Origin of the sequence: Pseudomonas sp. FP2300, from assembly GCF_030687595.1 — a bacterium.
Lineage (GTDB): Bacteria > Pseudomonadota > Gammaproteobacteria > Pseudomonadales > Pseudomonadaceae > Aquipseudomonas > Aquipseudomonas bijieensis.
Genome location: NZ_CP117440.1, coordinates 3,820,608 through 3,844,891, shown reverse-complemented (window position 1 = coordinate 3,844,891; position 24,284 = coordinate 3,820,608). Strand labels below are relative to the sequence as shown.

The following is a 24,284-nucleotide window of genomic DNA, read 5'->3' as shown; positions in this document are numbered from 1 at the left end:
CGCACGAGTAACGTTCCGTTGACGCTTTTGGGCGGTGAATCCTGTGAGAGCGAGCCTGCTCGCGATAGCGGCTGTTCTGTGGCGCTGATGTTGGCTGATACACCGCTATCGCGAGCAGGCTCGCTCCCACAGACGGTTTCCTTGATTGGCATCAACCCCACTTCGGGGGCCGGGCGATAACCTTGAATAAACCATCGCCCCGATGAAGAGGGCGACCGAGGAAGCTCATGAGTTATCCGCTGTTTCTGACCTTGCACCTGTTTGCCGCGCTGGTTTTCATCGGCACGGTTTTCTTCGAAGTCCTGTTCCTCGAGAGCATTCGCAAGCAACTGCCGGCCAAGGTCATGGTGTTGCTGGAGCAAGGCATCAGCCTGCGTGCCCGGCAATTGATGCCGTGGGTGCTGCTGGTGCTGTTCGGTGCAGGCATTGGCATGGTCTGGCTGCGGTATTGGCCGCTGCTGTCGTCACCGATGCAGTCATCCTTCGGTTTGCTGCTGGGGCTGAAAATCCTGTTGGCGGGCAGTGTGCTGGGGCATTTCCTCTGGGCCATGTGGCTGTTCAGGAGCGGGCGCATGAACGCCCGCTACGTGCACATCATCCATGCCAGTGTGTTCCTGCATATGGTCGCGATCGTGCTGCTGGCAAAAGCCATGTTCTACGTCACCTGGTAAGCGCTGGCGTGGTTCCAGGGCGCTTGATACAGGTCAAGGTGGCCCGGTGGGTTACCCCGCAAACTGCTTGCGTACAGCCACTCGGAGATTGTCATGTTCGACCCGTTCCATACCCTCGGTGAGCGACCCTCGGGACGTGCCCCTGTGGTGGCTGATTTCGATTGTCCGATCGGTACGCATAGATTCCACGCAGGCATCGGTTCACTCGACCTGCTTCGAGGGTTACGCAGCAGTCGCCAGAAACGACGGCCCTTGTCCCTGGCGGTGCACCTGCCTTCGCGCTTGCGGCTGGCGTCGTGTTCGCCCCTTGCCAGCGATTGCCGGTGTGGCGAGATCGAGGGTTATCTGCAACGCCTGAGCTATGAAATGGGCTTGGTCGGTTGCCACCTGGGCGCAGGGCGGCGCGTCGAACAGTTTTGCCTGACCGGTGGTACGCCGGTGATCGCCCATTTGCAGAAGCTGATGAGTGACCTGCGCAAGCGTTTCGATTTCAGTGAATACGATGGCGGCGATCACAGCATCGAGGTGGACCTGCACCACACGGACTGGTCGACCATGGGCCTGATCCGTGACCAGGGTTTCACCCACGTCAGCATTGGCGTGCCCGACATCGGCCTGGACAGCGATCTGTTGGTCGATTGCTACCAGAACCCGGCACCGATCCATTCGTTGATCGATGCGGCGCGCACGTTTGGTTTTCGCTCCATCAACATCGACTTGGGTTACGGTCACGCCTGGCAGACGCCCAACAGCTTCGCCCTGAAACTGGCGACCCTGATCGAACTGGAGCCGGACCGGCTGCACGTCTTCGACTATGCCCACGCGCCTTATCGTTATCGCTCGAAGAACGCCGGAGTGGCCGGTGCTTTTTGCAGTCCTGCCGACAAAGACGCCATGCGCCGCATCTGTTGCGAACAACTGATTGGTGCCGGTTATCACTACATTGGCCTGGGCCAGTTCGTCAGGGCCGACGATGACCTGGCGGTGGCCCAGGAACATGGACGCCTGCATCGCAATTGCCAGGGTTTCACCCGTCATGGTTGCTGTGATCACGTGGGCTTCGGCTTGGCCGCTATTACTCAGATCGAGCACCTGTACGTGCAGAACACCGACGACCTTCTTCACTATTGTCAGCAGTTGGATGCCGGGCAATTGCCGGTCTGTCGTGGCTGGCGCTGTGAAGCGCAGGATCAGGTCAAGGCGAGCGTGACCGAGCAACTGTCCTGTGACCTGGAGCTGGATATCCTGGCCATCGAGGCGCGTTTCGGCCTGGTGTTTCGCGAGCATTTCGCCTCCGTCTGGCCGCAGCTGGAAGCGTTGCATGACCAGGGATTGATCGAACTGTCGAGCCGGTTTATCGGCATCCTGCCCGCCGGGCGCTTGAACGTGGATGCGATCTGCAATCTGTTCGACTCAGGACCGGTTGACGCAAGCCCACACTCTTTTGAAAAGTTGAACCCATCATGAATGCTGCATCCGGTTTCAATCGTGCCCTGGTAGAGAAATACGACCGCCCGGGGCCGCGCTACACCTCCTATCCGACGGCCCCGCAGTTCCACCAGGCCTTTGCCATGGATGAGTACCGCCAGGCTGCCCAGCGCAGTAACCAGGCGCCATTACCCAAGCCGTTGTCGGTGTACATCCATATCCCGTTCTGCCAGAGCCTCTGCTACTACTGTGCGTGCAACAAAATCATCACGCGCAAGACTCATCGCGCCGCCGAATACCTGACCTACCTCAAGCGTGAAATCGCCCTGCAGGCGGCTTTGTTCGACCGCTCGCGCAAACTGACCCAGCTGCATCTGGGCGGGGGTACGCCGACTTACCTGACCCATGAGCAACTGGCCGACCTGATGGACTGCCTGCGCCAGTCGTTCGACATGGACGACAGTGACGCCCATGAGTTTTCCATCGAGGTCGATCCCCGGACCATCGATGCGCAACAGATCCAGGGCCTGCGCCAGTTGGGGTTCAACCGCCTGAGCTTCGGCGTCCAGGATTTCGATGCCCAGGTGCAAATCGCCGTCAATCGGGTGCAAAGCGAAGCCCAGGTCGTCGAGTTGGTGGAGGCGGCGCGCCTGGCGCGCTTCAAGTCGGTCAGTGTCGATCTGATCTATGGCCTGCCATTGCAGACCATCGCCAGTTTCGATGTCACCTTGAGCAAGATCATCGCCCTGCGTCCGGACCGGATCGCGGCCTACAGCTACGCCCACCTGCCGCAACGGGTGCGGGCGCAACGAATGATCCGGCCCGAAGACATGCCGCCGCCAGAGCGCAAGTTGGAGTTGTTGGAGCTGACCATCAATCGCCTGACCGAAGCTGGCTATGTCTACATTGGCATGGACCACTTCGCCTTGCCGGATGACGAATTGGTACGCGCCCGGGCCCAGGGCAGCCTGCAACGCAATTTCCAGGGTTATTCCACCCACGCCGACTGCGACCTGATTGGCCTGGGGGTGTCCTCGATCGGCAAGGTGGGAGACAGCTACAGCCAGAACGTCAAGGAGCTCTCCCAGTATTACGCCCGCCTGGATCAAGGCATGCTACCGGTGCAGCGCGGCTATCGGCTGAGCGACGATGATCGGCTGCGGCGCGAGGTCATCAGCGAACTGATGTGTCACGGGCGCATCGATTTCGGCGCCATCGAGAGCGCCCACGGCATTCGGTTCACCGAGTACTTCGGCGACACCCTGGACCGGCTCCAGGAGCTGGTGCGCGATAGCCTGCTGGACCTTCGCGACGACGAGTTGGTGTTGCTGCCCCAAGGGCAGTTGATGATGCGCAACGTGGCCATGGCCTTCGACGCATACCTGGGGGCGGACCAGACGGTTCAGTATTCGCGCACGGTCTGAGGTGGGCGCGGCGGGCTGATATACCTGTGGCGAGGGGATTTATCCCCGTCGGGCTGCGAAGCAGCCCCAAGAATGCTGATTGCATGAACCTGACACACTGCGACGTCAGGTCTCGGGACTGTTGCGCATCCCAGCGGGGCGGTGCGACGTTTCGCTAAATCCCCTCGCCACAAGTGACTCATTTCCTCTATCGAGAACGATTTCGTTTCGGTTCCCCGGGCTGCAGAGCCCTTTTCAGGAATGGCGCTGTCCGGCTTTCTCGACAGGCCGCGACTTTCCCTGGAGCCCCGCAGGCCACGACGCTCCCACCTTGGGATCCCGCGCCCGGGCCGATATCGATGACCCAGTCGCTCTGCGCCACGACGCGCATGTCGTGTTCCACGACCACCACCGTGTGGCCTTCATCCACCAGGCGATTCAACTGCACCAGCAAGCGATCCACGTCCTGGGGATGCAGCCCGTTGGTTGGCTCATCCAACACATACAAGGTCGCGCCCCGGGCCTTGCGCTGCAGTTCTGTCGCCAGCTTGATCCGCTGGGCCTCGCCGCCGGACAGTTCCGTGGCTGGTTGGCCCAGGCGCAGGTAGCCCAGCCCGATATCCTGCAACACTTGCAATGAGCGCCTGGCCGCTGCTTGCTCGGCAAATACTTCGAGTGCCTGATTTACAGTCAGCTGTAGTACCTGGGAAATGTCCAGGCCCTGCCAGCTCACCGCCAGGGTCTGCGGGTTGTAACGCGCGCCATGGCAGGTGGGGCAGGGGGCGTACACGCTGGGCATGAACAGCAATTCGACACTGACGAAGCCTTCACCTTCGCAGGTTTCGCAACGGCCCTTGGCGACGTTGAAGGAAAACCGTCCGGCATCGAATCCCAACTCCCGCGCCTGTTCTGTCGCTGCGAACAGTTTGCGCACGTGGTCGAACAAGCCGGTGTAGGTGGCGAGGTTGGAGCGCGGTGTGCGGCCGATGGGTTTCTGGTCCACCTGAACCAGCCGCTTGACCGTATCGAGCCCGGCGACAACGCGCCCGGTGCTGGTTTGTACCGGTTCGTCTTCCAGGCTTTGCTCATCGGCTTCGACGTTGGGGCCGGGCTGGCCCAGATGGGTGCCGACCAGGTCCAGCAGGGCCTGGCTGACGAGGCTGGATTTGCCCGAGCCAGAAATACCGGTCACGGCAGTGAAGCAGCCCAAGGGAAAGGCCGCGCTCAGGTTGTCGAGGTTGTTGCGGGTGATGCCTTCCAGGCGCAACCAATCCCTGGGTGTCCGTGGGCTACGCGCCGCCGCCTGCTCTTCGTCAAAGAGGTAGGCGCGGGTTCGTGATTCAGGCACTTGTCCAAGACCCGCCGGCGGACCGCTGTAGAGCACTTTCCCGCCTTGTTCGCCAGCGTCCGGGCCGACGTCGATGAGCCAGTCGGCGCGGCGCATGGTATCGAGGTCGTGCTCGACCACAAACACGGAGTTGCCAGCGGCCTTGAGGCGTTGCAGGGCGCCAAACAGCGCTTCGCTGTCGGCCGGGTGCAGGCCGGCGGAGGGTTCGTCCAGCACGTAGATCACGCCGAACAACTGGGAATTGAGCTGGGTTGCCAGGCGCAGGCGTTGCAGTTCGCCGGAGGACAACGTCGGTGTGCTGCGCTCCAGGGCCAGGTAACCCAGGCCCAGGTCGATCAGGGTGACGATGCGTTCCAGCAGCTCGGCGGCGATGCGTTGGGCGGCCAGGCGCTTCTCCAGGGAAAGGTTGGGGGTATGACGGGCGTCCGGCCCGCCCGCGTGCGGGTTGTCGCCTCTGGCAGCGCGTTGCTCACGGGCCTCTCGGGTTTGCCGGTGGCTGAGGACGTTCCCCGTTTCTTCGGCCTGTTCAAGGTAGTCGGGCGCCAAGACACCCTTGAGCACCTCGGCCAATTCCAGCAATGGCAGGTGCGAAAGTTCGGCGATGTCCAGGCCGGCAAAGGTCACGGTCAGTGCCTGGCGTTTGAGGCGCTTGCCCTCGCACACGGGGCAGGGGCTGGCGCGCATGTATTGCGCCACGCGTTTGCGCATCTGGGCGCTTTGCGAGTGCATGAACGTGTGCAGCAGATAGCGTCGGGCGCCGCTGAACGTGCCCTGGTAACTGGGTTCGAGCTTGCGCTTGAGGGCGGCGCGGGTCTGGGCCGGAGTGAGTCCGGCGTATACGGGAACGGTAGGGGTTTCTTCGGTGAAGAGAATCCAGTCCCTTTGTTTTTTCGGCAGGTCGCGCCAGGGTATGTCGACGTCATAACCGAGGGTCACCAGGATGTCCCGCAGGTTCTGGCCCTGCCAGGCCATGGGCCAGGCGGCCACGGCGCGCTCACGGATGGTCAGCGACGGGTCCGGCACCATGGACGCTTCAGTCACTTCATAGACTCGACCCAGGCCGTGGCATTCCTGGCAGGCACCCTGGGGCGTGTTGGGTGAAAAGTCCTCGGCGTAGAGCATCGGTTGGTTGGCAGGATAGCTGCCGGCGCGGGAGTAGAGCATGCGGATCAGGCTCGACAGGGTGGTGACGCTGCCCACCGATGAGCGCGCGCTGGGTGTGCCGCGCTGTTGCTGCAAGGCGACTGCCGGGGGCAGGCCCTCGATGCTGTCCACGTCCGGCACGCCCACCTGGTCGATCAGGCGCCGCGCGTAGGGCGCAACGGACTCGAAATAGCGACGCTGGGCTTCGGCATAGAGCGTGGAAAAGGCCAGCGACGATTTGCCAGAGCCCGACACGCCGGTGAACACCACCAAGGCATCGCGGGGGATGTCCACGTCGACATTCTTGAGGTTGTGTTCGCGGGCGCCACGTACCCGGACGAAGCCGGTGGTTTCAGGCAATGAAGCGATGGGGGCGGGGCCGGAGCGTGAGGGCATGGGGCGTTCCTTGTGGGCGTCTGCTTGGGGCGTCTTGGCGTTCAGGTGAAATGGCGTCACAGGGGAGAATGGAACCTGAGTCACAGCGTTGACAATTATGCGACCGGGTTCGTCCGTTCTCGTGCGATAAAAATTTACTCCGGACAAAAGAGATGAGAAAAGCTTTGCAGTTTTCCCATGGATACGGACCTCCCCATGCCTCGATCAAAACTGCTCACGACTCTGTTTGTCGCACTGCTGGCCGGCGCCGCGCTGTGGTACATGTGGATGATTGCCAGCGCCAAGCTGGAGTGGGGTGGCGACAGCCCGGACCAGCAGCAAGTGGGCGCGGTGAAGGATACTCGGTTGCGTGCAATGACCCAGTATTGCACGGGGGTAACGGTGACTGCGCAGGGAACCTGGCTGGTGGCGCGCCTGGAGAGCGACGCGCAAGCGCTCGAGCCGGCCGCTGATGTCGTGAACCTGGATGTGGTGGTCTATGGCAAGGCGGATGAGAACAAGGAATCGGAAGAGTCCGGGGCCTTTGCCGGTTTGTTCTCTCGCGGCGACAAGGAAACCTCTTTCATTTCCCGCCTGGATGCCCACGGGCAATTTCAACTGGTAGCGCATGTCAGCGGTGCCGCCTGCCTGGTGGCCAGTCCGGATGGGGGCAGCGTGTTTCTGCTCACGGGCCTTGATCGGCCTGAAACTGCGAACACCGATGAGATCCGCCAGACCGTGGTCCTTCGCAGCGATGACCAAGGCCGGCGCTGGACCTGGTTGACCAAAGGCTGGTTCCCCGAGGCCGATCAGTTGGCGTGGAACCTGGCCCCCTATTTCCATGGGTCGAATGAAGTCTGGGTCTTGGGGCGGCCGAGCGCACCGGACGAGGGGAGCATGCAAGGGACGCCAGGCGCGATCTCCACGGGTGTCTTTTACTCTGCCGATCGCGGTGCGAACAGCACCCCGATAATGGCCCCCGAGTCGCTGCTGGTATCGACCGAATACCTGCACAACAAACGTCCCGACGTCACTGAGTGGCAGACAAACGCAGGCGAACATGGGGAAACCCAGACCAATGTCCTGCAGTTGGACGCCCAGCACGCGTTTATCTGGGTGTCTCAACGCTTCTGGGGCAGCCATCCAGATGGCGTCAGCGACAACATTGCGTTCAACGTCACCACGCGAGCCCGGTTGCACGCCAAGGCAGGGCAGTGGCAGGTGGTGGACGTGCAGCGTGATGACAACCTGTTTGTGGGCAAGCTGATACAGAACGATGCCGGGCGGGTGATCGGGCTGATTGACCAGGGGGACCACGGGCAGGACGTCGTCGCCGAACTGGACACCACCGCGCTGACCTGGACACCCTTGAGCGACCTGCCCAGTGTGTTTGCGCCATTGGCATCGGACAGTAGATTGCGCGGTGGCAATTTTTGGGTGGGCCGTGACACCTTGTTGATCAACACCAGCAGCGAACACCACCCACCGCGCTGGCTCTACTGGTGGTCGGACGCGAACATCTCCGCCGACGGAGTGTTCTATTCCAGGGATTGGGGCCGCTCCTGGCAACGCCTCGACATCGATGGCTACCTGGGCATTCTGGGCTTTCAACCCGCGCAGGACCGCGTGATCTGGGCCAAAGGCAACTGGTACGACAGTAATGACGGGCGCATCTACTCCTATGGGTTGCGCTGAGGTTGGACCGAGCGCTGTTATTTGAATTGACATCAACTTGTGGCGAGGGGATTTATTCCCGCAGGGTTGCGAAGCAGCCCCTATGAGGCTGATCAGATTCAATCTGGCACACTGTGGGGAAGGACTTTGGGGCTGCTTCGCAGCCCAGCGGGGATAAATCCCCTCGCCACAGGTTATTTGTGAGTAGGGGTTAAGTTTTTCCCAAGTTGATTTCAATCAAGGGCCGATAAGGGGGGCGGACCCTACGATGATCGCCAAGATCCTGTCTTTAAGACCTGGCGTCCATGACCCCTCTTTTCGTGATGCAGCACCCATCCCGTTTCTGGCTCCGCGCACTGTTCACCCTCCTGTTTTTATTCGCGGGCCTGGCCCAGGCCAAGGACTACGGCGATATCCAGCAACAGCGCATCCACCATGTCCTGAAGCAGACCGACTCGATCTCCGAGCCCGAAGGGCGGTTCAAGGTGCGCAAGCTGTCCGCTGCCGGCAAGGTCCTGGGTTATGTGTTCCAAAGCCTGGACGTGGTGGACATTCCCGCCTATTCAGGCAAGCCAATCAATGTCCAGGTGATCCTCGATCCGGCCGGTGTGATTCTCGATGCCTATGTGCTCGAACACCATGAGCCGATTCTGCTGATTGGCATCGCCGAAGAAAAACTCCATGCATTCAGCGCGCGCTACAGCGGCATCAAGGTCAACCAGCGGGTGGTGGTGGGGCATTCCAGCGACCCGAATGCCGTGACGGTGGATGCCATTGCGGGGGCCACCGTCACGGCGATGGTGGTCAACGAGGTCATCATGCGTGCCGCCCATGATGTCGCGGTGTCCCTGGGCCTGGTCAAGGGCGATGCCGGGTTGGCCGTGGCGCCAGCCCGTGTGCGCGAGGATATCTACGAGCCTGCCGACTGGAAGACCCTGACCGGCAACGGCGCTGTACGGCGCCTGCACCTGACTCGCGGTCAAGTGGACGCCACCTTCAAAGGCACCGAGGCCGAACAGGTCGAAGTCGCCAGCGCCGAACAGGCTGACGATACCTTTATCGACCTTTACGTTACGCACCTGAACCCGCCCACCATCGGCCGCAATCTGTTGGGCGAGACGCAATACCGCGCGCTGATGAGCGAGCTCAAGCCGGGTGAACAAGCCATTGCCGTGATGGGCAGCGGGCGCTATTCCTTCAAGGGCTCGGGTTATGTGCGCGGCGGCATTTTCGACCGGGTGCTGTTGCGCCAGTTCGGCGATGTCATCAGCTTTCGCGACATGGACTTCCAGCGCCTGGATGACGTGGCCGTCGAGGACATGCCTGAGTTCGATGAAATGGCGATTTTCATCGTCCGCGCGTCCCACCGCTTCGATCCCGGCTCGCCCTGGAGCCTGGAGCTGCTGATACGCCGCCAGACCGGGCCGGTCAGTGGCATCTTCAGCAGCTTCGAGCTGGCCTACCAACTGCCCGAGCCGTACCTGGAGCGGCCATTGCCGACCGCTGAGCAACTGGCGGCCGCCGAAGAAGCCAGCCGGCCGATGTGGCTGACGCTCTGGTATCAGAAAGGTGTCGAAATCACTGTCCTTGGCATCGCCCTGCTGGTGCTGACGGCGGTCCTGTTTTTCCAGGATTCACTGGCCCGGCGGCCAACACTGTTGCATTGGGTGCGTCGCGGTTACCTGGTCTTCACCGTGGTGTTCCTTGGCGGCTACGTCTTGGCGCAACTGTCGGTGGTCAACGTGCTGACGTTCGTCCATGCCTTGTTCGAGGGCTTTCGCTGGGAGCTGTTCCTCACCGATCCGCTGATCTTCATTCTCTGGGTGTTCACCGCCGGCAGCATTCTGCTCTGGGGACGCGGAGTGTTCTGCGGCTGGCTGTGTCCGTTCGGCGCGTTGCAGGAGCTGATCAACGAGTTGGCGCGCAAGCTCAAGGTGCCGCAATACGAGTTGCCATTCGCCGTTCATGAGCGGCTGTGGGCGATCAAGTACATCATTTTGCTGGTGCTGTTTGGCGTTTCGCTGGAGTCCATGGCCACCGCCGAACGGCTGGCCGAAGTCGAGCCCTTCAAGACCGCCATCACCCTCAGGTTCGACCGCCAGTGGTGGTTCGTGGCTTACGCAGTGGGCCTGCTGGTGATCAACCTGTTTACCCGCAAGGTCTATTGCCGTTACGTCTGCCCACTGGGCGCAGCCCTGGCGATGCCGACCCGGCTACGGCTGTTCGACTGGCTCAAGCGTCGCAAGGAATGTGGCAATCCCTGCCAACTGTGCGCCAAGGAATGCGAGATCCAGGCGATTCATCCCGATGGCCGGATCAACGCCAACGAATGCCATTACTGCCTCGACTGCCAGATGACCTGGCACAACGAAAACAAATGCCCGCCGCTGATCAACAAGCGCAAGAAGCGCGGCAAGGCGACCGTGACCGATCCGCAACTGATTCCCGTGGTGCAGGTGAACCCGGCGCCTTGAGGCACCCCAATGGCCTGTCCCTTGACCGTTTCATTCTTCATGGAGCACACAGCATGAGCGATAAAAAAAACCAAACCCCTGGCGCGGCGGAAGAGCCCAGGGGGTTCAGTCGGCGCAGTTTTCTCGGCACCGGTGCGGTAACGGGTGCGGTACTGGCCGGCGCAACGGCGCTGGGGGCCGGGACGTTCACCCGTGAGTCCTGGGCTGCGGCGGCCAAGGAGGCCAAATCCAAGATCCACGTCGGGCCTGGGGAGCTGGACGAATACTACGGTTTCTGGAGCGGCGGCCACCAGGGCGAGGTGCGGGTGCTGGGTGTGCCATCGATGCGTGAGCTGATGCGCATCCCGGTGTTCAACGTCGACTCGGCCACCGGTTGGGGCCTGACCAACGAAAGCAAGCGCATCCTGGGCGACAGCGCCAAATACCAGAACGGCGATTGCCACCACCCGCACATCTCCATGACCGACGGCAAGTACGACGGCAAGTACCTGTTCATCAACGACAAGGCCAACTCCCGCGTCGCGCGCATCCGCCTGGACATCATGAAGTGCGACAAGATGCTCACGATCCCCAATGTGCAAGCCATCCATGGCCTGCGCCTGCAAAAGGTACCGTACACCAAGTACGTGTTCGCCAATGGCGAGTTCGTGATCCCGCACCCCAACGACGGCCATACCTTCGACCTGCAGGACAAGAACAGCTTCACGATGTTCAACGCCATCGACGCCGAGAAGATGGAGATGGCCTTCCAGGTGATCGTCGACGGCAACCTGGACAACACCGATGCCGACTACACCGGCAAATATGCCGCGAGCACCTGCTACAACTCCGAGAAGGCCTACGACCTGGGCGGCATGATGCGCAACGAGCGCGACTGGGTGGTGGTGTACAACATCCCGCGCATCGAGGCGGCGATCAAGGCCGGCAAGTTCATTACCCTGGACGGCTCCAAGGTCCCGGTGGTCGATGGTCGTAAAGTCGATGGCAAGGACTCCGAATTCACCCGCTACATCCCAGTGCCGAAGAACCCCCACGGTTGCAACACTTCGCCCGACGGCAAATATTTCATCGCCAACGGCAAGCTGTCGCCAACCGTCTCGATGATCGCCATCGATCGCCTCGACGATCTGTTCGCCGACCACCTCAAGGACCCTCGTGACGTCATCGTCGCCGAGCCGGAATTGGGCCTGGGGCCGTTGCACACCACGTTCGACGGACGCGGCAACGCCTACACCACCTTGTTTATCGACAGCCAGGTGGTGAAATGGAACATGGAGGAGGCCGTTCGCGCCTACAAGGGCGAGAAGGTCAATTACATCAAGCAGAAACTCGATGTGCAGTACCAACCGGGCCACAACCATGCCTCCTTGACCGAGTCCAGCGATGCAGACGGCAAGTGGCTGGTGGTGCTCTGCAAGTTTTCCAAGGATCGCTTCCTGCCCACCGGTCCGCTGCACCCGGAGAACGATCAACTGATCGATATTTCCGGTGAGGAAATGAAATTGGTGCACGACGGCCCGACTTTCGCCGAGCCCCATGACTGCATCCTCGCCCGGCGCGACCAGATCAAGACCCAGAAAATCTGGAACCGCAACGATCCATTCTTCGCTGACACGGTGGCCCGGGCGAAGAAGGACGGTATCAACCTGGAAACCGACAACAAAGTCATCCGCGACGGTAACAAGGTGCGGGTGTACATGACCTCGATGGCGCCGGCTTATGGCCTGACAGAGTTCACCGTCAAGCAGGGCAATGAGGTGACGGTGACCATCACCAACATCGACCAGATCGAGGACGTCACCCACGGCTTTGTCATGACCAACCATGGCGCGAGCATGGAGATCAGCCCGCAACAGACCTCGTCCATCACCTTCACCGCCGACAAGGCCGGCTTGCATTGGTACTACTGCAGCTGGTTCTGCCACGCCCTGCACATGGAAATGGTCGGGCGCATGTTGGTTGAAAGGGCCTGAGTCGGCTCGCCAAGGAGACAGATGCAATGACCGGGAACAAGCCGCAACCTGCGGGCCGAGCTCGCCAACCGGTCATTGCGCTGGTGCTTTGCCTGTTATCGGGCGGCGCGTTCGGAGCGCCGCAGCCGATCACCGATTTGCCTTTGCAGGCCGAGGGTGACCAACAATGGCGCCTGCCTGCGGGCCAGTACCGGGGCTCGTTCAGCATTGACCAGCCCATGACCCTCACGTGTGCGTCGGATGCGGTATTCCAAGGCCAGGGTGAGGGGAATGGGTTGATCATTCGCGCCCCGAACGTGCGAATCCAGGGATGTACGTTCCTGGACTGGGGCCACGACCTGACGGCCATGAATGCGGCTGTTTTCATCCAACCGGTCGCCCAAGGGACCGTGGTTCGTGGAAACCGGATGCAGGGCCAGGGCTTTGGTATCTGGGTCGATGGCACGCGGGACGTCAGCCTGATCGACAACCGTATCCAGGGCGACCCCAACCTGCGTTCCCAGGACCGTGGCAACGGCATCCATTTGTATGCGGTGCACGGTGCCCGGGTCATCGGTAACCAGGTGCGCGAAACCCGTGACGGCATCTACATCGACACCTCCAGCGGCAACCTGCTCCAGGGCAATACCCTGGAGGACTTGCGCTACGGCGTGCATTACATGTTTGCCAACGATAATCGCCTGCTGGACAACGTCACCCGGCGTACCCGCACTGGCTATGCGTTGATGCAAAGCCGCCAGCTGACGGTCATCGGCAATCGCTCCGAACAGGATCAGAACTACGGGATCCTGATGAACTACATCACTTATTCGACCCTGCGCGACAACTTCGTCACCGATGTGCGCGACGGGTCTACCGGCGACACCATGATCACTGGCGCCGAGGGCAAGGCCCTGTTCATTTACAACTCGTTGTTCAACCGCATCGAAGGCAATCATTTCGAGCGCAGCGCCGTGGGCATCCACCTCACGGCCGGCTCGGAGGACAACCGCATCGCCGGCAATGCCTTCGTCCACAACCAGCGCCAGGTCAAGTACGTTGCCACGCGGTTGCAGGAGTGGTCGGCGGATGGGCGCGGCAATTACTGGAGCGATTACCTGGGCTGGGATCGCAATAGCGACGGCCTGGGTGACGTGGCCTATGAACCCAACGACAACGTCGACCGCCTGCTGTGGCTGTATCCCCAGGTGCGGTTGTTGATGAACAGTCCGGGAATCGAACTGCTGCGCTGGGTGCAGCGAGCCTTCCCGGTGATGAAATCTCCCGGGGTGATGGACAGTCATCCGCTGATGGAAACGCCTGTCCAGCCCCCGCAACGCAACAGTGCTGAGGAGGACGCGTCTTGAACGTCGTCGAGATCGAAGGTGTCAGTCAGCGCTATGGCGATGTCACGGTGCTGCGCGGGCTGGACTTGAACCTGGCCCAGGGCGAGGTGCTCGGCCTGTTCGGGCACAACGGTGCGGGCAAGACCACGACCATGAAGTTGATCCTCGGTTTGCTGCGGGCCAGCGAGGGCGAGGTGCGTGTCTTCGGGCGCGCGCCCAGCGACCCGAGCGTGCGGCAGATGCTCGGTTATCTGCCCGAGAACGTCATGTTCTATCCGCAGTTGAGTGGGCTGGAAACCTTGCATCATTTTGCCCGGCTCAAAGGCGCCGCACCGGAGCAGGTGGCGCGTTTGCTCGAAGAAGTCGGCCTGGCGGACGCGGCCCGGCGGCGGGTGAGAACCTATTCCAAGGGCATGCGCCAACGCCTCGGCCTGGCCCAGGCACTGCTTGGCCAGCCGCGCCTGTTGCTGCTGGACGAGCCGACCGTGGGGCTGGACCCCATCGCCACCCAGGATCTCTATCAATTGCTCGACCGCCTGCGCTGGCAGGGCACCAGCATCATTCTGTGTTCTCACGTCTTGCCAGGCGTGGAAGCACACATCAATCGCGCCGCGATCCTCACCCGAGGACGCCTGTTGGCCCTGGGCAGCCTGGCCCGGTTGCGCGAGGACGCGGGGCTGCCGACGCTGATCCGCGCCTCGGGCCTGTCCCGGGCCGACTGGCTTCGCCAGCATTGGCGCAGCGAAGGGCATGCCACCCAAGGTTGGGGCGCCGAAGGGGTGCAGGTGTCGGCGCCGGATGGCAGCAAACTTAAATTGCTGCGCCAACTACTGGCCCAGGATGACCCGACGGACGTCGAGATCAAGCCGCCGTCCCTGGAGGATTTGTACCGGCATTACATGGTCCGTGCCGCAGCCGAGGAGGCCAGCCTATGAATCCGGTCTGGAACATGGCCCGCAAGGAATTCAGCGATGGCTTGCGCAATCGCTGGTTGTTGGCGATCAGCCTGTTGTTCGCGGTGCTGGCGATCGGCATCGCCTGGCTCGGTGCGGCGGCGTCCGGTCAACTGGGGTTTACCTCGGTGCCCGCCACGGTGGCCAGCCTGTCCAGCCTGGCGACCTTCCTGATGCCTTTGATTGCCTTGCTGCTGGCCTATGACGCGATTGTCGGCGAGGACGAGAGCGGCACCTTGCTGCTGTTGCTGACCTACCCGTTGGGGCGCGGCCAACTGTTGCTGGGCAAGTTTGTCGGTCACGGCCTGATCCTGGCCCTGGCCACCTTTATCGGATTCGGCTGCGCGATGCTCGCCATCGCCCTGTTGGTGGACGATGTCCAACTGAGCCTGCTGCTCTGGGCCTTCGGTCGATTCATGGTGTCCAGCACACTGCTGGGCTGGGTTTTCCTCGGGTTGGCCTACGTGCTGAGCAGCTTGTCGGCAGAAAAATCCACCGCGGCCGGATTGGCCCTGGGGGTCTGGTTTTTCTTCGTGCTGGTGTTCGACCTGGCCTTGCTGGCGTTGCTGGTGCTGAGCGAGGGGCGGTTCAGCCCGGAGCTGTTGCCATGGCTGCTGCTGTTCAACCCTACCGACGTGTATCGGCTGATCAACCTGTCCGGGTTCGATGCCGCGTCCAGTGGCGCCGCGGTGCTGACCCTGGGCAGCGACTTGCCGGTGTCGGGGCCTTTGCTCTGGCTGTGCCTGGGCCTGTGGATGGCGGTTCCGTTGTGGCTGGCCTATCGGTTGTTCAATCGCCGGTGCCCGTGAATTTCTAAACTTGATCAAGGGAGCATGCAACGATGAACAGGGTGTACTTCAAGACGGGCCGCCTCATGGCCGGATTATTGATGTGCCTGGCGCTGGCGGCTTGCGGCAAGGCCGAGCCACCGGCGACCAGTGAGGCGACGCTGGCGTTTCATCCCAGCGATGAGTGCCATGTGTGCGGCATGGTCATCACCGACTTTCCCGGCCCCAAGGGCGCGGCAGTCGGGACCGATGGCGTGAAGAAATTCTGCTCGCCGGCAGAGATGCTGGGCTGGTGGTTGCAACCGGAAAACCATCGGGCCGACGTCAAGCTGTATGTCCACGACATGGGCCGCAGCCATTGGAATACGCCGGGTGACGCTCACCTGATCGACGCCCGGACTGCCTACTTCGTCATCGGTAGCGGGCTCAAAGGCGCCATGGGCGTCGTACTGGCCTCGTTCTCCGACCCCCAGGCGGCACAGAAACTCGCTAGCGATACCGGCGGTCAGGTGTTGCGCCTGGAAGACATCGACCAGAAACTGTTGGGGCAGGCCACGGCCATGTCGCCGATGAGCCACTGATATTGTCTGCACACCGAACGGCTCTTGTGGCAAGGACGCTTGTGGGAGCAAAGCTTGCTCGCGATAGAGGCGCCTCGATTCTGCCAGACCGCATCGCCTCTATCGCGGGCAAGCCTTGCTCCCACATAGCGGGAGTAATCTCATCCCATGGAAGCGTCCACCCGCTACCCAAGTAGCATTCGTCGACCCGGCGCGGCTTCGTACACTCAGGGCTCCTATCACGCACCCGCCGGAGGCGAAGATGCAGCAGGCCCAGAGCGAAGGTGTGGTGAGCGCCATGTCCCAGGCCACGGACGTCCAGCAGGTGGCCCAGGAGTTGGCGCGGCAGTTGTTGCACCCGTACCTGGGTTTCGTGCTGTTTTTCTGTTCCGCCGAATACGACTTGCCGGCCCTCGGTCAGGCGCTGTCCCAGAGTTTCGGCGGGATTCGCCTGGTGGGCTGTACCAGCGCCGGTGAAATCACCTCCCAGGGTTACGGGCGCAATTGCGTGACGGCGGTGGGGTTCGATCATCGGCACTTTTCCATTGCCGCCGAGCTGATCGGCGAAATGGAGCACTTCAGCCTGATCGACGCCCAGCAAATGGTCGAGCGCCTGGCGAGCGGCTGCCGCAGCAACGCCTTGGCGCCGATCAAGGGCCACAGTTTCGCCTTGACCCTGCTCGATGGCCTGTCCAGTCGCGAGGAAATGGTACTGGCGGCGTTGAGCGCCGCGCTGGGCGACATCCCACATTTCGGTGGTTCGGCCGGTGATGACAACTACCTGACCCACACCCATGTGTACTTCGAAGGCCAGTTCCACAGCGGCGCGGCCGTGGTGTTGCTGATCAACACCTGGCTGGAGTTCGAAGTCTTCACCACCCATCACATCCTGCCCCGGCAAGAGAAGTTGGTGGTGACTGGCGCCGACAGTACCTCACGACGGGTCTATGAGCTCAACGCCGAACCCGCTGCCGAAGAATACGCCCGGCATATCGGCGTGCCAGTGAGCGCACTCGACTACCGGGTCTTCGCCGCCCATCCACTGGCGGTGCGCATCAACGACCAGTACTACGTACGGGCGATCCAGCAGGTGCACCCGGACCTGAGCCTGAGTTTCTACTGCGCGGTGGAGAACGGCATCGTCCTCACTGCGATGACCCCCGGCCCGTTGCTGCACAACCTGCAAAGCCTGTTCGACGGCTTGCAGGCGCGCCTCGGCGACTTGCTGCTGACCATCGGCTGCGATTGCTTCCTCCGGCGCCTGGAGCTGGAAGATCGCGGCGGCCTGGAGCAGATCGGCCAATTCCTGCGCGAACAACGGGTGATGGGGTTCAACACCTATGGAGAACAGTTCAATGGCATGCATATCAACCAGACGTTCACCGGAGTTGCCATTGCCCGACATCACGTCCCCGGACATCGCTGAGCTGCAGGCCCAACTCGCCAGCCTGCAGCACGAAAACCGCAAGCTGCGGCGCATCAACGAGGCGCTGATCGAGCGGGTGGAGTCCGGCGTAACCCGAGGCAACGACCCCTATGCGGCGTTCCAGCACTCGGTGGTGCTGGCCGAACAGGTGCGCGAGCGCACCGATGCCCTGAACCAGGCCATGGCCGAGCTCAAGGCGGGCAATCACTTGTTGGGCGAGGCGCGGCTGCGGGCGGAAACGGCTCATCGGCACTTGATCGATGCGATCGAAAGCATTTCCGATGCCTTTGTGCTGTTCGACGAGCAGCAACGCATTGTCCTGTTCAACAGCCGCTTCAAGGCCTTCTGGGCCAACAGCCGGGTGCGCATCATCGCTGGCATGCGTCTGTCCGAGGTCAAGCGCCTGATGACCGCCAACGGGCTGTTCAGCGAAGAACCCCGCGGCCAGGCCGATGAGCATGTGCTGTATCGCTTGCAAAATGGGCGATGGCTGCAAGTCAGCGAGCGGCCGACCCAGGAAGGTGGACGGGTGATCCTGTTCACCGACATCACCGACGTCAAGCTCAGTGAAACCGTGCGCCGCGAGCAGGCCATCGCGCAGAAGTCCCACTTGTTGCAGCGGGCGGTGGACAACCTGTCCCAAGGCGTGGCGATGGTCAACGCCCAAGGTGTGCTGGAGCTGTGGAACCGGCGCTTCCTCGAACTCAGCGGCCTGGCCCCGGTGGCGGCTCATCGGCCGTTCAACGAAGTGATCGCCGACAGCGAACTGCAATTGTTGACCCCGGCCAGCCGCGACAGTAACGGCCGGCTGATCCACGAATGTGAGCAGCGCCTGTCCGATGGCCGGGTCCTGGAGATCCGCACACATCCACTGCCTACCGGTGGCTACGTCAACACCTTTACCGACATCACCGAGCGCTACCAGCACGCCGAGGCCCTGAGCGAAAGCGAGCGCTGGATTCGCCTGATCACCGACCATGTGCCGGCGCTGATCGCCTACCTCAATGCCGACCTGGTCTACGAATTCACCAACAAGGTCTACGAGCAGTGGTATTGCTGGCCCCGTGGCGTGATGCTTGGCCAGAGCCTGCGCGAAGCCCACAGCGAACAGCATTACCAGCGCCTGGAGGCCTACGTGGCCCGGGCCTTGGCGGGCGAGAGCGTGACGTTCGAATTCGCCGAGACCAACATCAACAACCAGGAGCGCTACATGCTGCGCTCCTATGTACCGAATCGCTTGGCCAACGGCGAAGTGGTGGGGATCTTCGTGCTGATCCGCGATATCACCGAACGCCGCCGCACCGCCGAAGCGCTGCACCAGGCCTATCAGAACCTGGAACAGCGGGTCCAGGAGCGCACCGCCGAACTGACCACCCTCAACGACCAGTTGTTGCGCGAGATCGACGAGCGCAGCCGTGTGGAATTGCGCCTGCGCGAGGCCAAGCGCGAGGCCGAGCAGGCCAACCTGTCGAAGACCAAGTTCCTCGCCGCGGTCAGCCATGACCTGCTGCAACCGCTCAACGCCGCCCGGTTGTTCACCAGTGCGCTGCTGGAGCGCCGCGAGCCGGTGGCCAACACGCAGCTGGTGCGCAACGTCAGCAATTCGCTGCAGGACGTGGAGAATCTGTTGGGCACCCTGGTGGACATATCCAAGCTGGACGCCGGGGTGATCAAGGCCGATGTCGCACCGTTCGGCCTCAGCGAGTTGCTCGATAACCTCGCCGCCGAGTATGTCCAGGTCGCCCGTAGCGAAGGGCTGGCGCTGCACTATGTCGGCTGTTCAGTGTTGGTGCGCAGCGACATGCAATTGCTCGCGCGGATCCTGCGCAATTTGCTGACCAATGCCATTCGCTATACCCCCAGCGGCCGTGTCGTGCTGGGCTGCCGGCGGCATCGCCAGAGTGTTTCGATCCAGGTCTGGGACAGCGGCATCGGTATTGCCGAAGACCGTCTGGAGGAAATATTCCAGGAGTTCAAGCGCGGCGACGTACAGCGGCCGAATCAGGACCGTGGGTTGGGCCTGGGCCTGGCGATCGTCGAGAAGATCGCCGGGATCCTCGGGCACCGGATCCAGGTGCGCTCCTGGCCGGGCAAGGGCTCGATGTTCGCCGTCGAAGTACCTTTGAGCGCCACTGCGCCCAAGCCGTTGCCATGCCTGGACATGAGCGAGCCGATGCTCGAGCGACTGCGCGGAGCGCGGGTCTGGGTGCTGGATAACGATGCGGCGATCTGCGCCGGTATGCGCACCTTGCTGGAAGGTTGGGGGTGTCGGGTGGTGACCGCGCTGTCAGAGCAAGACCTGGCGCGGCAGGTGGACAACTACCATGCCGAGGTCGACCTGCTGATCGCCGATTATCATCTGGACCACGATCAGAACGGCGTTGACGCCGTGGCCCGGATCAACGCCCGCCGGGGTTCACCGATCCCGGCGATGATGATCACCGCCAACTACAGCAACGAGCTCAAGCAGCAGATCCGCGAGCGCGGGCACACCTTGATGCACAAGCCGGTGCGGCCGATGAAGCTGAAGATTGCGATGAGTCATCTGTTGGGCCAGATCCAGAGCCATTGAGCCGAACACTGTTGTGGCGAGGGAGCTTGCTCCCGCTGGGCTGCGAAGCAGCCCCCAGGGTCTGTCTGGCATATCGAGTTGTCAGGGTTTAGGGCCGCTTCGCGCCCCAGCGGGAGCAAGCTCCCTCGCCACAGGGTTGTGCGCCTCAACGCCGCAGATAAGCCCCGAAATCAATATCCCCGGCACTGAGGATCGCCTGCACCCGGTTGTGCACATTGAGCTTGCGCAGGATCGCCGAGACGTGGGCCTTGACCGTGGTTTCGGCGATGTCCAGGGTGTAGGCGATCTGTTTGTTCGACTCGCCCTTGGTCATGCGTTCGAGTACCAGCAGTTGCTTGCGGGTCAGGGCCTGGAGCAGTTCCGGCGGGAACGCCGGGGTTTCGTTCAGGCGCCGGCCCATCGGGCTTTTTTGCGTGCGAATGATGTCGGGCGGCAGGTACACGTTGCCGTTGAGGATCTGCTCGATGGCGTCGGTCATCTGCGAGCGTGGCGAGGATTTGGTGATGAAGCCCACCGCGCCATAGGTGATGGCCTGCAGCACCACCTGCTTGTCCTGCTCGGCGGAGACGATCACCACGGGAATGGTAGGTGCCTCGTTGCGCAGGTTGATCAGGCCATTGAGCCCGTGCATGCCGGGCATGTTCAGGTCCAGCAGGATCAGGTCCAGGTCGTCGTGCTCGGCAGTCAATGCCAGGGCACTGTCCAGGTCGGCGGTCTCCATGACCTCGCTGCCAGGAAAACCGTCGCTGATGACGTTGTGGATGGCTTCGCGAAACAGTGGGTGATCGTCGGCTATCAGGATTTTATACATGGCCATTCACCTCGTTATTGTCGTGTGGGGCAGGGCAGTTGCACGCACTTTTGCATGATCATGGAAAGGGTTCGGGCCGGGCCGCTTGCAAGGGCAGGTTGGCCGCCTCCCAGGCATCGAGGCCATCGCGGTACCAATACACATGGTTATAGCCCATGGCCGCGGCGCGTTTTACCGCGTTCCAGCTCAGCCAGCAATCGGCGCGGCAATAAAAGACCAGCGGTAGATCCAGCCGCCCGCCGGTGGCCGTGCGCAGGTGATGGCTGAAGTAGGCCTGCCAGGTGGGGTCGAGATCGCCGTCACCGGTATTGGCCAGCCACAGGCTGCCGGGGAGGTTGGCATGGGGTTCGCTGTCGATGAAACGTCCCTGGACCCAGGGGCGGCGATAGACGTCGATCAGGATCGGGGGTGAGGCTTGGCCAAGCAGGTGTTGCAGGGCCTGGGTGTCAAGGGTCTGGGCGCCGTCGACGGTGGCGGGCGTCGGGCTGCGGTATTGGGCGATGCGATAGCCCTGTGCTGAAAACAGCGCGGTATCGGCCTGCGCGACATTCAGCGCCAGGCCCAGCAGGAGGATCGCCAGCAAACGGGGCATAGGATTTATCCTTTTTGTTATGCGCCCATTACATGCCAGGGTCGAGGTCTTGTGAATGCGACCATAGACAGGAAAACCGGTACTAAAGTAGTAATTTGAGTGTTAAAGACCCGCGCGACATGGAGAACATGCACCGAACCCTGTGGGAGCAAAGCTTGCTCGCGATAACGGTGTGCCAGTCAACATCAATTCTGGATGAACCGCCGCCATCGCGAGCAAGCTTTGCTCCCACAGACTGTGCAACGAGGCGTTAGCTGCCGGCCTTGCGCAACGCCGCATGCTGCGGATTGAACGTCCACACCGCCAGCAGCGCGAACACCAGGGTCAGCCCCAGGCACACCACCATCGCCAGCAGGTTGAACTGCTCATACAGGGCAAAACGCACCAATTCCACGCCATGGGTGAACGGGCTGACTGCGCAGAGCCAGTACAGCCACGGGCTGGCTTCCTGCATTTTCCACAGCGGGTACAGCGCCGAAGACAGGAAGAACAGCGGGAAAATCACGAAATTCATCACCCCGGCAAAATTCTCCAGTTGCCGGATGGCATTGGACAGCAGCAAGCCCAGGGCGCTGAGCATCAGCGCCACCAGCAGCAAGGCCGGCAGGGCCAGCAGCAGGCCCATGGTCGGTGGCTGGATGCCGTACAACCAGGCGATGGCGAGGAAGGCATAGACCTGCAAGAGCGAGATCAACGAGGTCGCCAGTAACTTGCCTGCCAACAGGAAAGCCCGGGGCAGGGGGCTGGTGAGCAGGACGCGCATGCTGCCCATTTCCCGGTCATAGACCATCGACAGTGAACCCTGCATGCCGTTGAACAACAGGATCATGCAGGCCAGCCCCGGCACGATGTACACCTCGTAGGGGATGTAGGTGTCGTAGGGCGCGATGATGGCGATGCCCAGGGCCGCGCGAAAGCCGGCGGCGAACACCAGCAGCCACAGCAGTGGCCGCACCAGGGCGCTGAGCAGCCGTGTGCGTTGCAGCACGAAGCGCAGCCATTCGCGCGTCACGATGCCGCTGAAACAATACCAGTACGCGCTCATGGGTGGACTCCCTTGGCGGTCAAGAGTGTGAAGGCTGAGCCGAGGCTGCCGCCGTGTTCCAGGCTCACGGCATCGGCGCGGCCACTGGCGACCAGGCGGCCTTGATGCACGATCAACAGGTCGTCGCTGGGCTGCACTTCGTCCAGCAGGTGAGTGGTCCAGAGCACGCTGATGCCTTGCTCGCTGCACAGTTGCCGGATGTGCAGGCCCAGGGCGAGGCGGCTGGCCGGATCGAGGCCGACGCTGGGTTCGTCGAGCAGCAACAGGCGCGGTTCATGGAGCAGGGCGCGGGCGATTTCCACCCGGCGTCGATGGCCGCCGTTGAGGTCGCGCACCCGCTCGTGGCGCCGCTCGGTCAGGTGCTGGCGGGTCAGTTCGGCGTCGATGCGGACGGCGCCCTGGCGTCGCGAAAAGCCGTGCAGCGCCAGGTGATAGCGCAGGTTCTGTTCAATGCTCAGGTCCAGGTCCAGGGTGCTCTGTTGGAACACTACGCCCAGCTGGCGCAAGGCCGGTCGTGGTGACTTTTGCAAGGAGTGGCCGCCAACGCGGATGTCGCCGTGCTGTAAGTCATACAGCCGGGTGAGCAGGGCGATCAGCGTTGACTTGCCGGCCCCGTTGGGTCCCAGCAGCGCGGCGAAACGTCCGGCGGGCAGACTGAAACTCATCTGTTTGAGGGCTTCGCGTGCGCCATAGGCAAAGCTCAGGTCGCTGACTTCCAGGGCGTTCATGGCGTAACCACCACGCCCCAAGGGTAGCGCCCGACTTTCACCGACTTGAGGACCTTGCGGCTCTCCACATCGATGACCGAGACGTCACCGCTGACGCCGTTTGTCGCCAGCAGTTGCTTCTGGTCCGGGGTAAACGCCAGTTGCCAGACTCGGCGGCCCACCAGCAGGTAATCCAGCACTTCGAAGGTCTTGGCGTCGATCACCGCCACATGGTTGGCCGGGCCCAGCGCGACGAACGCCAGTTTGCCGTCGGCACTGAGCTTGATGCCCACCGGCTGGACCTTGTCCGGGTGCACGCCTTTGATCTGGAACGTCAGGGTCTTGAGGATTTTACGCGTAGCCACATCGAGCACGGTCAACGTGCCGCCGATCTCCGCCGAGGCCCAGAGCTGCGTACCGTCGCGATTGAATTCGACGAAGCGCGGCCGCTGGTCCACCAGGGTGTTGTCGGCCAGGGTCTGGGTGCTGGTGTCGATCCAGTGCAGCATGTTGGTGGTTTCACTGGTGTTGACCGCCCACTTGCCGTCAGGGCTCACGGCCATGCCTTCGGGCTCGACACCCACGCCGATCTGGCCCAGCACTTCGGAGGTCTGGGTGTCGATCACCGTCACCAGCGCATCGTCTTCGTTGGACACATACAGCCAACGGTCGTTGGGGTGCAGGGCGAATTGCTCCGGATCTTTGCCGGAGGGCAGTTCCTTGATGATTTTGCGGGTGGCGACGTCCATCACCTGGACCCGGTCCGAATCACTGGCGCAGATGTACAGTAGGCGATTGTCGTGGGACAGCAACAGGCCTCGGGGGCGCTGGCCCACCGGTAGGGTGTCGATGACTTGCAGGCTTTGCATGTCGATCAGGCTCAGGCTGTTGTCTTTCTCGTTGGAGACCCAGGCGATGCTGGCGGCGGCGGGGCCAGCGGCCAGCAGGGCAGCGCCCAGGGCGAGGGCTTGGCAGAGCCGGGCCGGGTAAATCAGGGAGCGACGCATGGCGGTTTC

Annotated in this window: 18 protein-coding genes; 12 read left to right on the top strand and 6 right to left on the bottom strand. The window is 62.2% G+C overall.

The window, feature by feature from the left end:
• Positions 1-227 precede the first annotated feature (227 nt).
• The 3 genes from PSH86_RS16975 (at position 228) to hemN (ending at position 3,523) form a co-directional block, all read left to right on the top strand.
• Positions 228-671: a CopD family copper resistance protein gene (locus PSH86_RS16975; RefSeq protein ID WP_109754268.1), complete on the top strand. Its 444-nt coding sequence runs from the start codon at positions 228-230 to the stop codon at positions 669-671.
• 93 nt (positions 672-764) lie between these two features.
• Entirely contained in the window at positions 765-2,138 is a 1,374-nt protein-coding gene (locus PSH86_RS16970; RefSeq protein WP_305483775.1) for a coproporphyrinogen III oxidase, read from the top strand.
• Positions 2,135-3,523, top strand: coding sequence for an oxygen-independent coproporphyrinogen III oxidase (gene hemN / locus PSH86_RS16965; RefSeq protein ID WP_305483774.1), 1,389 nt, complete (start codon positions 2,135-2,137; stop codon positions 3,521-3,523). Before PSH86_RS16970 ends, hemN begins: the two co-directional genes overlap by 4 nt.
• Positions 3,524-3,710: 187 nt before the next feature.
• Here hemN and PSH86_RS16960 read toward each other — a convergent pair whose 3' ends face one another.
• Positions 3,711-6,389 (bottom strand): excinuclease ABC subunit UvrA, encoded by a 2,679-nt coding sequence (locus PSH86_RS16960; protein WP_305483773.1) that lies wholly within the window; start codon positions 6,387-6,389, stop codon positions 3,711-3,713.
• Positions 6,390-6,584: 195 nt separating this feature from the next.
• On the opposite strand from PSH86_RS16960, the gene PSH86_RS16955 reads away from it, so the two are divergent.
• From PSH86_RS16955 to nahK, 9 genes are all read left to right on the top strand, one after another.
• A complete protein-coding gene (locus PSH86_RS16955; RefSeq protein WP_305483772.1) occupies positions 6,585-8,063 on the top strand; it encodes a hypothetical protein in 1,479 nt (492 codons plus the stop codon).
• 284 nt (positions 8,064-8,347) lie between these two features.
• Positions 8,348-10,516 carry a transcriptional regulator NosR gene (gene nosR / locus PSH86_RS16950; protein WP_305483771.1) on the top strand — a complete coding sequence of 723 codons (2,169 nt, stop codon included), beginning with the start codon at positions 8,348-8,350 and terminating at the stop codon, positions 10,514-10,516.
• 53 nt (positions 10,517-10,569) lie between these two features.
• The gene (gene nosZ / locus PSH86_RS16945) at positions 10,570-12,489 is read left to right on the top strand and encodes a TAT-dependent nitrous-oxide reductase (RefSeq protein WP_305483770.1); all 1,920 of its coding nucleotides are present in this window, start codon (positions 10,570-10,572) and stop codon (positions 12,487-12,489) included.
• Positions 12,490-12,515: 26 nt separating this feature from the next.
• The gene (locus PSH86_RS16940) at positions 12,516-13,835 is read left to right on the top strand and encodes a nitrous oxide reductase family maturation protein NosD (RefSeq protein WP_305483769.1); all 1,320 of its coding nucleotides are present in this window, start codon (positions 12,516-12,518) and stop codon (positions 13,833-13,835) included.
• Positions 13,832-14,749: an ABC transporter ATP-binding protein gene (locus PSH86_RS16935; protein WP_116832551.1), complete on the top strand. Its 918-nt coding sequence runs from the start codon at positions 13,832-13,834 to the stop codon at positions 14,747-14,749. The genes PSH86_RS16940 and PSH86_RS16935 overlap by 4 nt, the downstream gene beginning before the upstream one ends.
• Positions 14,746-15,576 (top strand): ABC transporter permease, encoded by an 831-nt coding sequence (locus tag PSH86_RS16930; protein ID WP_109754259.1) that lies wholly within the window; start codon positions 14,746-14,748, stop codon positions 15,574-15,576. The genes PSH86_RS16935 and PSH86_RS16930 overlap by 4 nt, the downstream gene beginning before the upstream one ends.
• Positions 15,577-15,608: 32 nt before the next feature.
• Positions 15,609-16,136 (top strand): nitrous oxide reductase accessory protein NosL, encoded by a 528-nt coding sequence (locus PSH86_RS16925; protein ID WP_305483768.1) that lies wholly within the window; start codon positions 15,609-15,611, stop codon positions 16,134-16,136.
• Between the two features lie 241 nt (positions 16,137-16,377).
• Complete coding sequence (gene nosP, locus PSH86_RS16920) at positions 16,378-17,541, top strand: nitric oxide-sensing protein NosP (RefSeq protein ID WP_305483767.1); 1,164 nt, start codon at positions 16,378-16,380, stop codon at positions 17,539-17,541.
• A complete protein-coding gene (gene nahK, locus PSH86_RS16915) occupies positions 17,471-20,113 on the top strand; it encodes a hybrid sensor histidine kinase/response regulator NahK/ErcS' (protein ID WP_305483766.1) in 2,643 nt (880 codons plus the stop codon). Before nosP ends, nahK begins: the two co-directional genes overlap by 71 nt.
• A gap of 145 nt (positions 20,114-20,258) precedes the next feature.
• On the opposite strand, the gene PSH86_RS16910 is transcribed toward nahK, so the two are convergent.
• From PSH86_RS16910 to PSH86_RS16890, 5 genes are all read right to left on the bottom strand, one after another.
• Positions 20,259-20,924: a response regulator transcription factor gene (locus PSH86_RS16910; RefSeq protein ID WP_053122521.1), complete on the bottom strand. Its 666-nt coding sequence runs from the start codon at positions 20,922-20,924 to the stop codon at positions 20,259-20,261.
• 58 nt (positions 20,925-20,982) lie between these two features.
• Complete coding sequence (locus PSH86_RS16905; protein WP_305483765.1) at positions 20,983-21,516, bottom strand: PQQ-dependent catabolism-associated CXXCW motif protein; 534 nt, start codon at positions 21,514-21,516, stop codon at positions 20,983-20,985.
• Between the two features lie 250 nt (positions 21,517-21,766).
• Positions 21,767-22,561, bottom strand: a complete 795-nt coding sequence (locus PSH86_RS16900) for an ABC transporter permease (RefSeq protein ID WP_305483764.1) — start codon at positions 22,559-22,561, stop codon at positions 21,767-21,769.
• Complete coding sequence (locus tag PSH86_RS16895; protein WP_109754253.1) at positions 22,558-23,289, bottom strand: ABC transporter ATP-binding protein; 732 nt, start codon at positions 23,287-23,289, stop codon at positions 22,558-22,560. Before PSH86_RS16895 ends, PSH86_RS16900 begins: the two co-directional genes overlap by 4 nt.
• Positions 23,286-24,275, bottom strand: coding sequence for a YVTN family beta-propeller repeat protein (locus tag PSH86_RS16890; RefSeq protein ID WP_116832546.1), 990 nt, complete (start codon positions 24,273-24,275; stop codon positions 23,286-23,288). The genes PSH86_RS16895 and PSH86_RS16890 overlap by 4 nt, the downstream gene beginning before the upstream one ends.
• Between the last annotated feature and the right edge of the window lie 9 nt (positions 24,276-24,284).

Excerpts from the sequence above, each read along its gene's own strand:
- PSH86_RS16905 (WP_305483765.1), bottom strand. The coding sequence starts at position 21,516 with ATGCCCCGTTTGCTGGCGATCCTCCTGCTGGGCCTGGCGCTGAATGTC.
- PSH86_RS16930 (WP_109754259.1), top strand. The coding sequence starts at position 14,746 with ATGAATCCGGTCTGGAACATGGCCCGCAAGGAATTCAGCGATGGCTTG.
- PSH86_RS16955 (WP_305483772.1), top strand. The coding sequence starts at position 6,585 with ATGCCTCGATCAAAACTGCTCACGACTCTGTTTGTCGCACTGCTGGCC.
- PSH86_RS16970 (WP_305483775.1), top strand. The coding sequence starts at position 765 with ATGTTCGACCCGTTCCATACCCTCGGTGAGCGACCCTCGGGACGTGCC.
- nosR (WP_305483771.1), top strand. The coding sequence starts at position 8,348 with ATGACCCCTCTTTTCGTGATGCAGCACCCATCCCGTTTCTGGCTCCGC.
- PSH86_RS16975 (WP_109754268.1), top strand. The coding sequence starts at position 228 with ATGAGTTATCCGCTGTTTCTGACCTTGCACCTGTTTGCCGCGCTGGTT.
- PSH86_RS16895 (WP_109754253.1), bottom strand. The coding sequence starts at position 23,289 with ATGAACGCCCTGGAAGTCAGCGACCTGAGCTTTGCCTATGGCGCACGC.
- PSH86_RS16900 (WP_305483764.1), bottom strand. The coding sequence starts at position 22,561 with ATGAGCGCGTACTGGTATTGTTTCAGCGGCATCGTGACGCGCGAATGG.
- PSH86_RS16960 (WP_305483773.1), bottom strand. The coding sequence starts at position 6,389 with ATGCCCTCACGCTCCGGCCCCGCCCCCATCGCTTCATTGCCTGAAACC.
- nosP (WP_305483767.1), top strand. The coding sequence starts at position 16,378 with ATGCAGCAGGCCCAGAGCGAAGGTGTGGTGAGCGCCATGTCCCAGGCC.
- hemN (WP_305483774.1), top strand. The coding sequence starts at position 2,135 with ATGAATGCTGCATCCGGTTTCAATCGTGCCCTGGTAGAGAAATACGAC.
- PSH86_RS16940 (WP_305483769.1), top strand. The coding sequence starts at position 12,516 with ATGACCGGGAACAAGCCGCAACCTGCGGGCCGAGCTCGCCAACCGGTC.
- nahK (WP_305483766.1), top strand. The coding sequence starts at position 17,471 with ATGGCATGCATATCAACCAGACGTTCACCGGAGTTGCCATTGCCCGAC.
- PSH86_RS16890 (WP_116832546.1), bottom strand. The coding sequence starts at position 24,275 with ATGCGTCGCTCCCTGATTTACCCGGCCCGGCTCTGCCAAGCCCTCGCC.
- nosZ (WP_305483770.1), top strand. The coding sequence starts at position 10,570 with ATGAGCGATAAAAAAAACCAAACCCCTGGCGCGGCGGAAGAGCCCAGG.
- PSH86_RS16925 (WP_305483768.1), top strand. The coding sequence starts at position 15,609 with ATGAACAGGGTGTACTTCAAGACGGGCCGCCTCATGGCCGGATTATTG.
- PSH86_RS16910 (WP_053122521.1), bottom strand. The coding sequence starts at position 20,924 with ATGTATAAAATCCTGATAGCCGACGATCACCCACTGTTTCGCGAAGCC.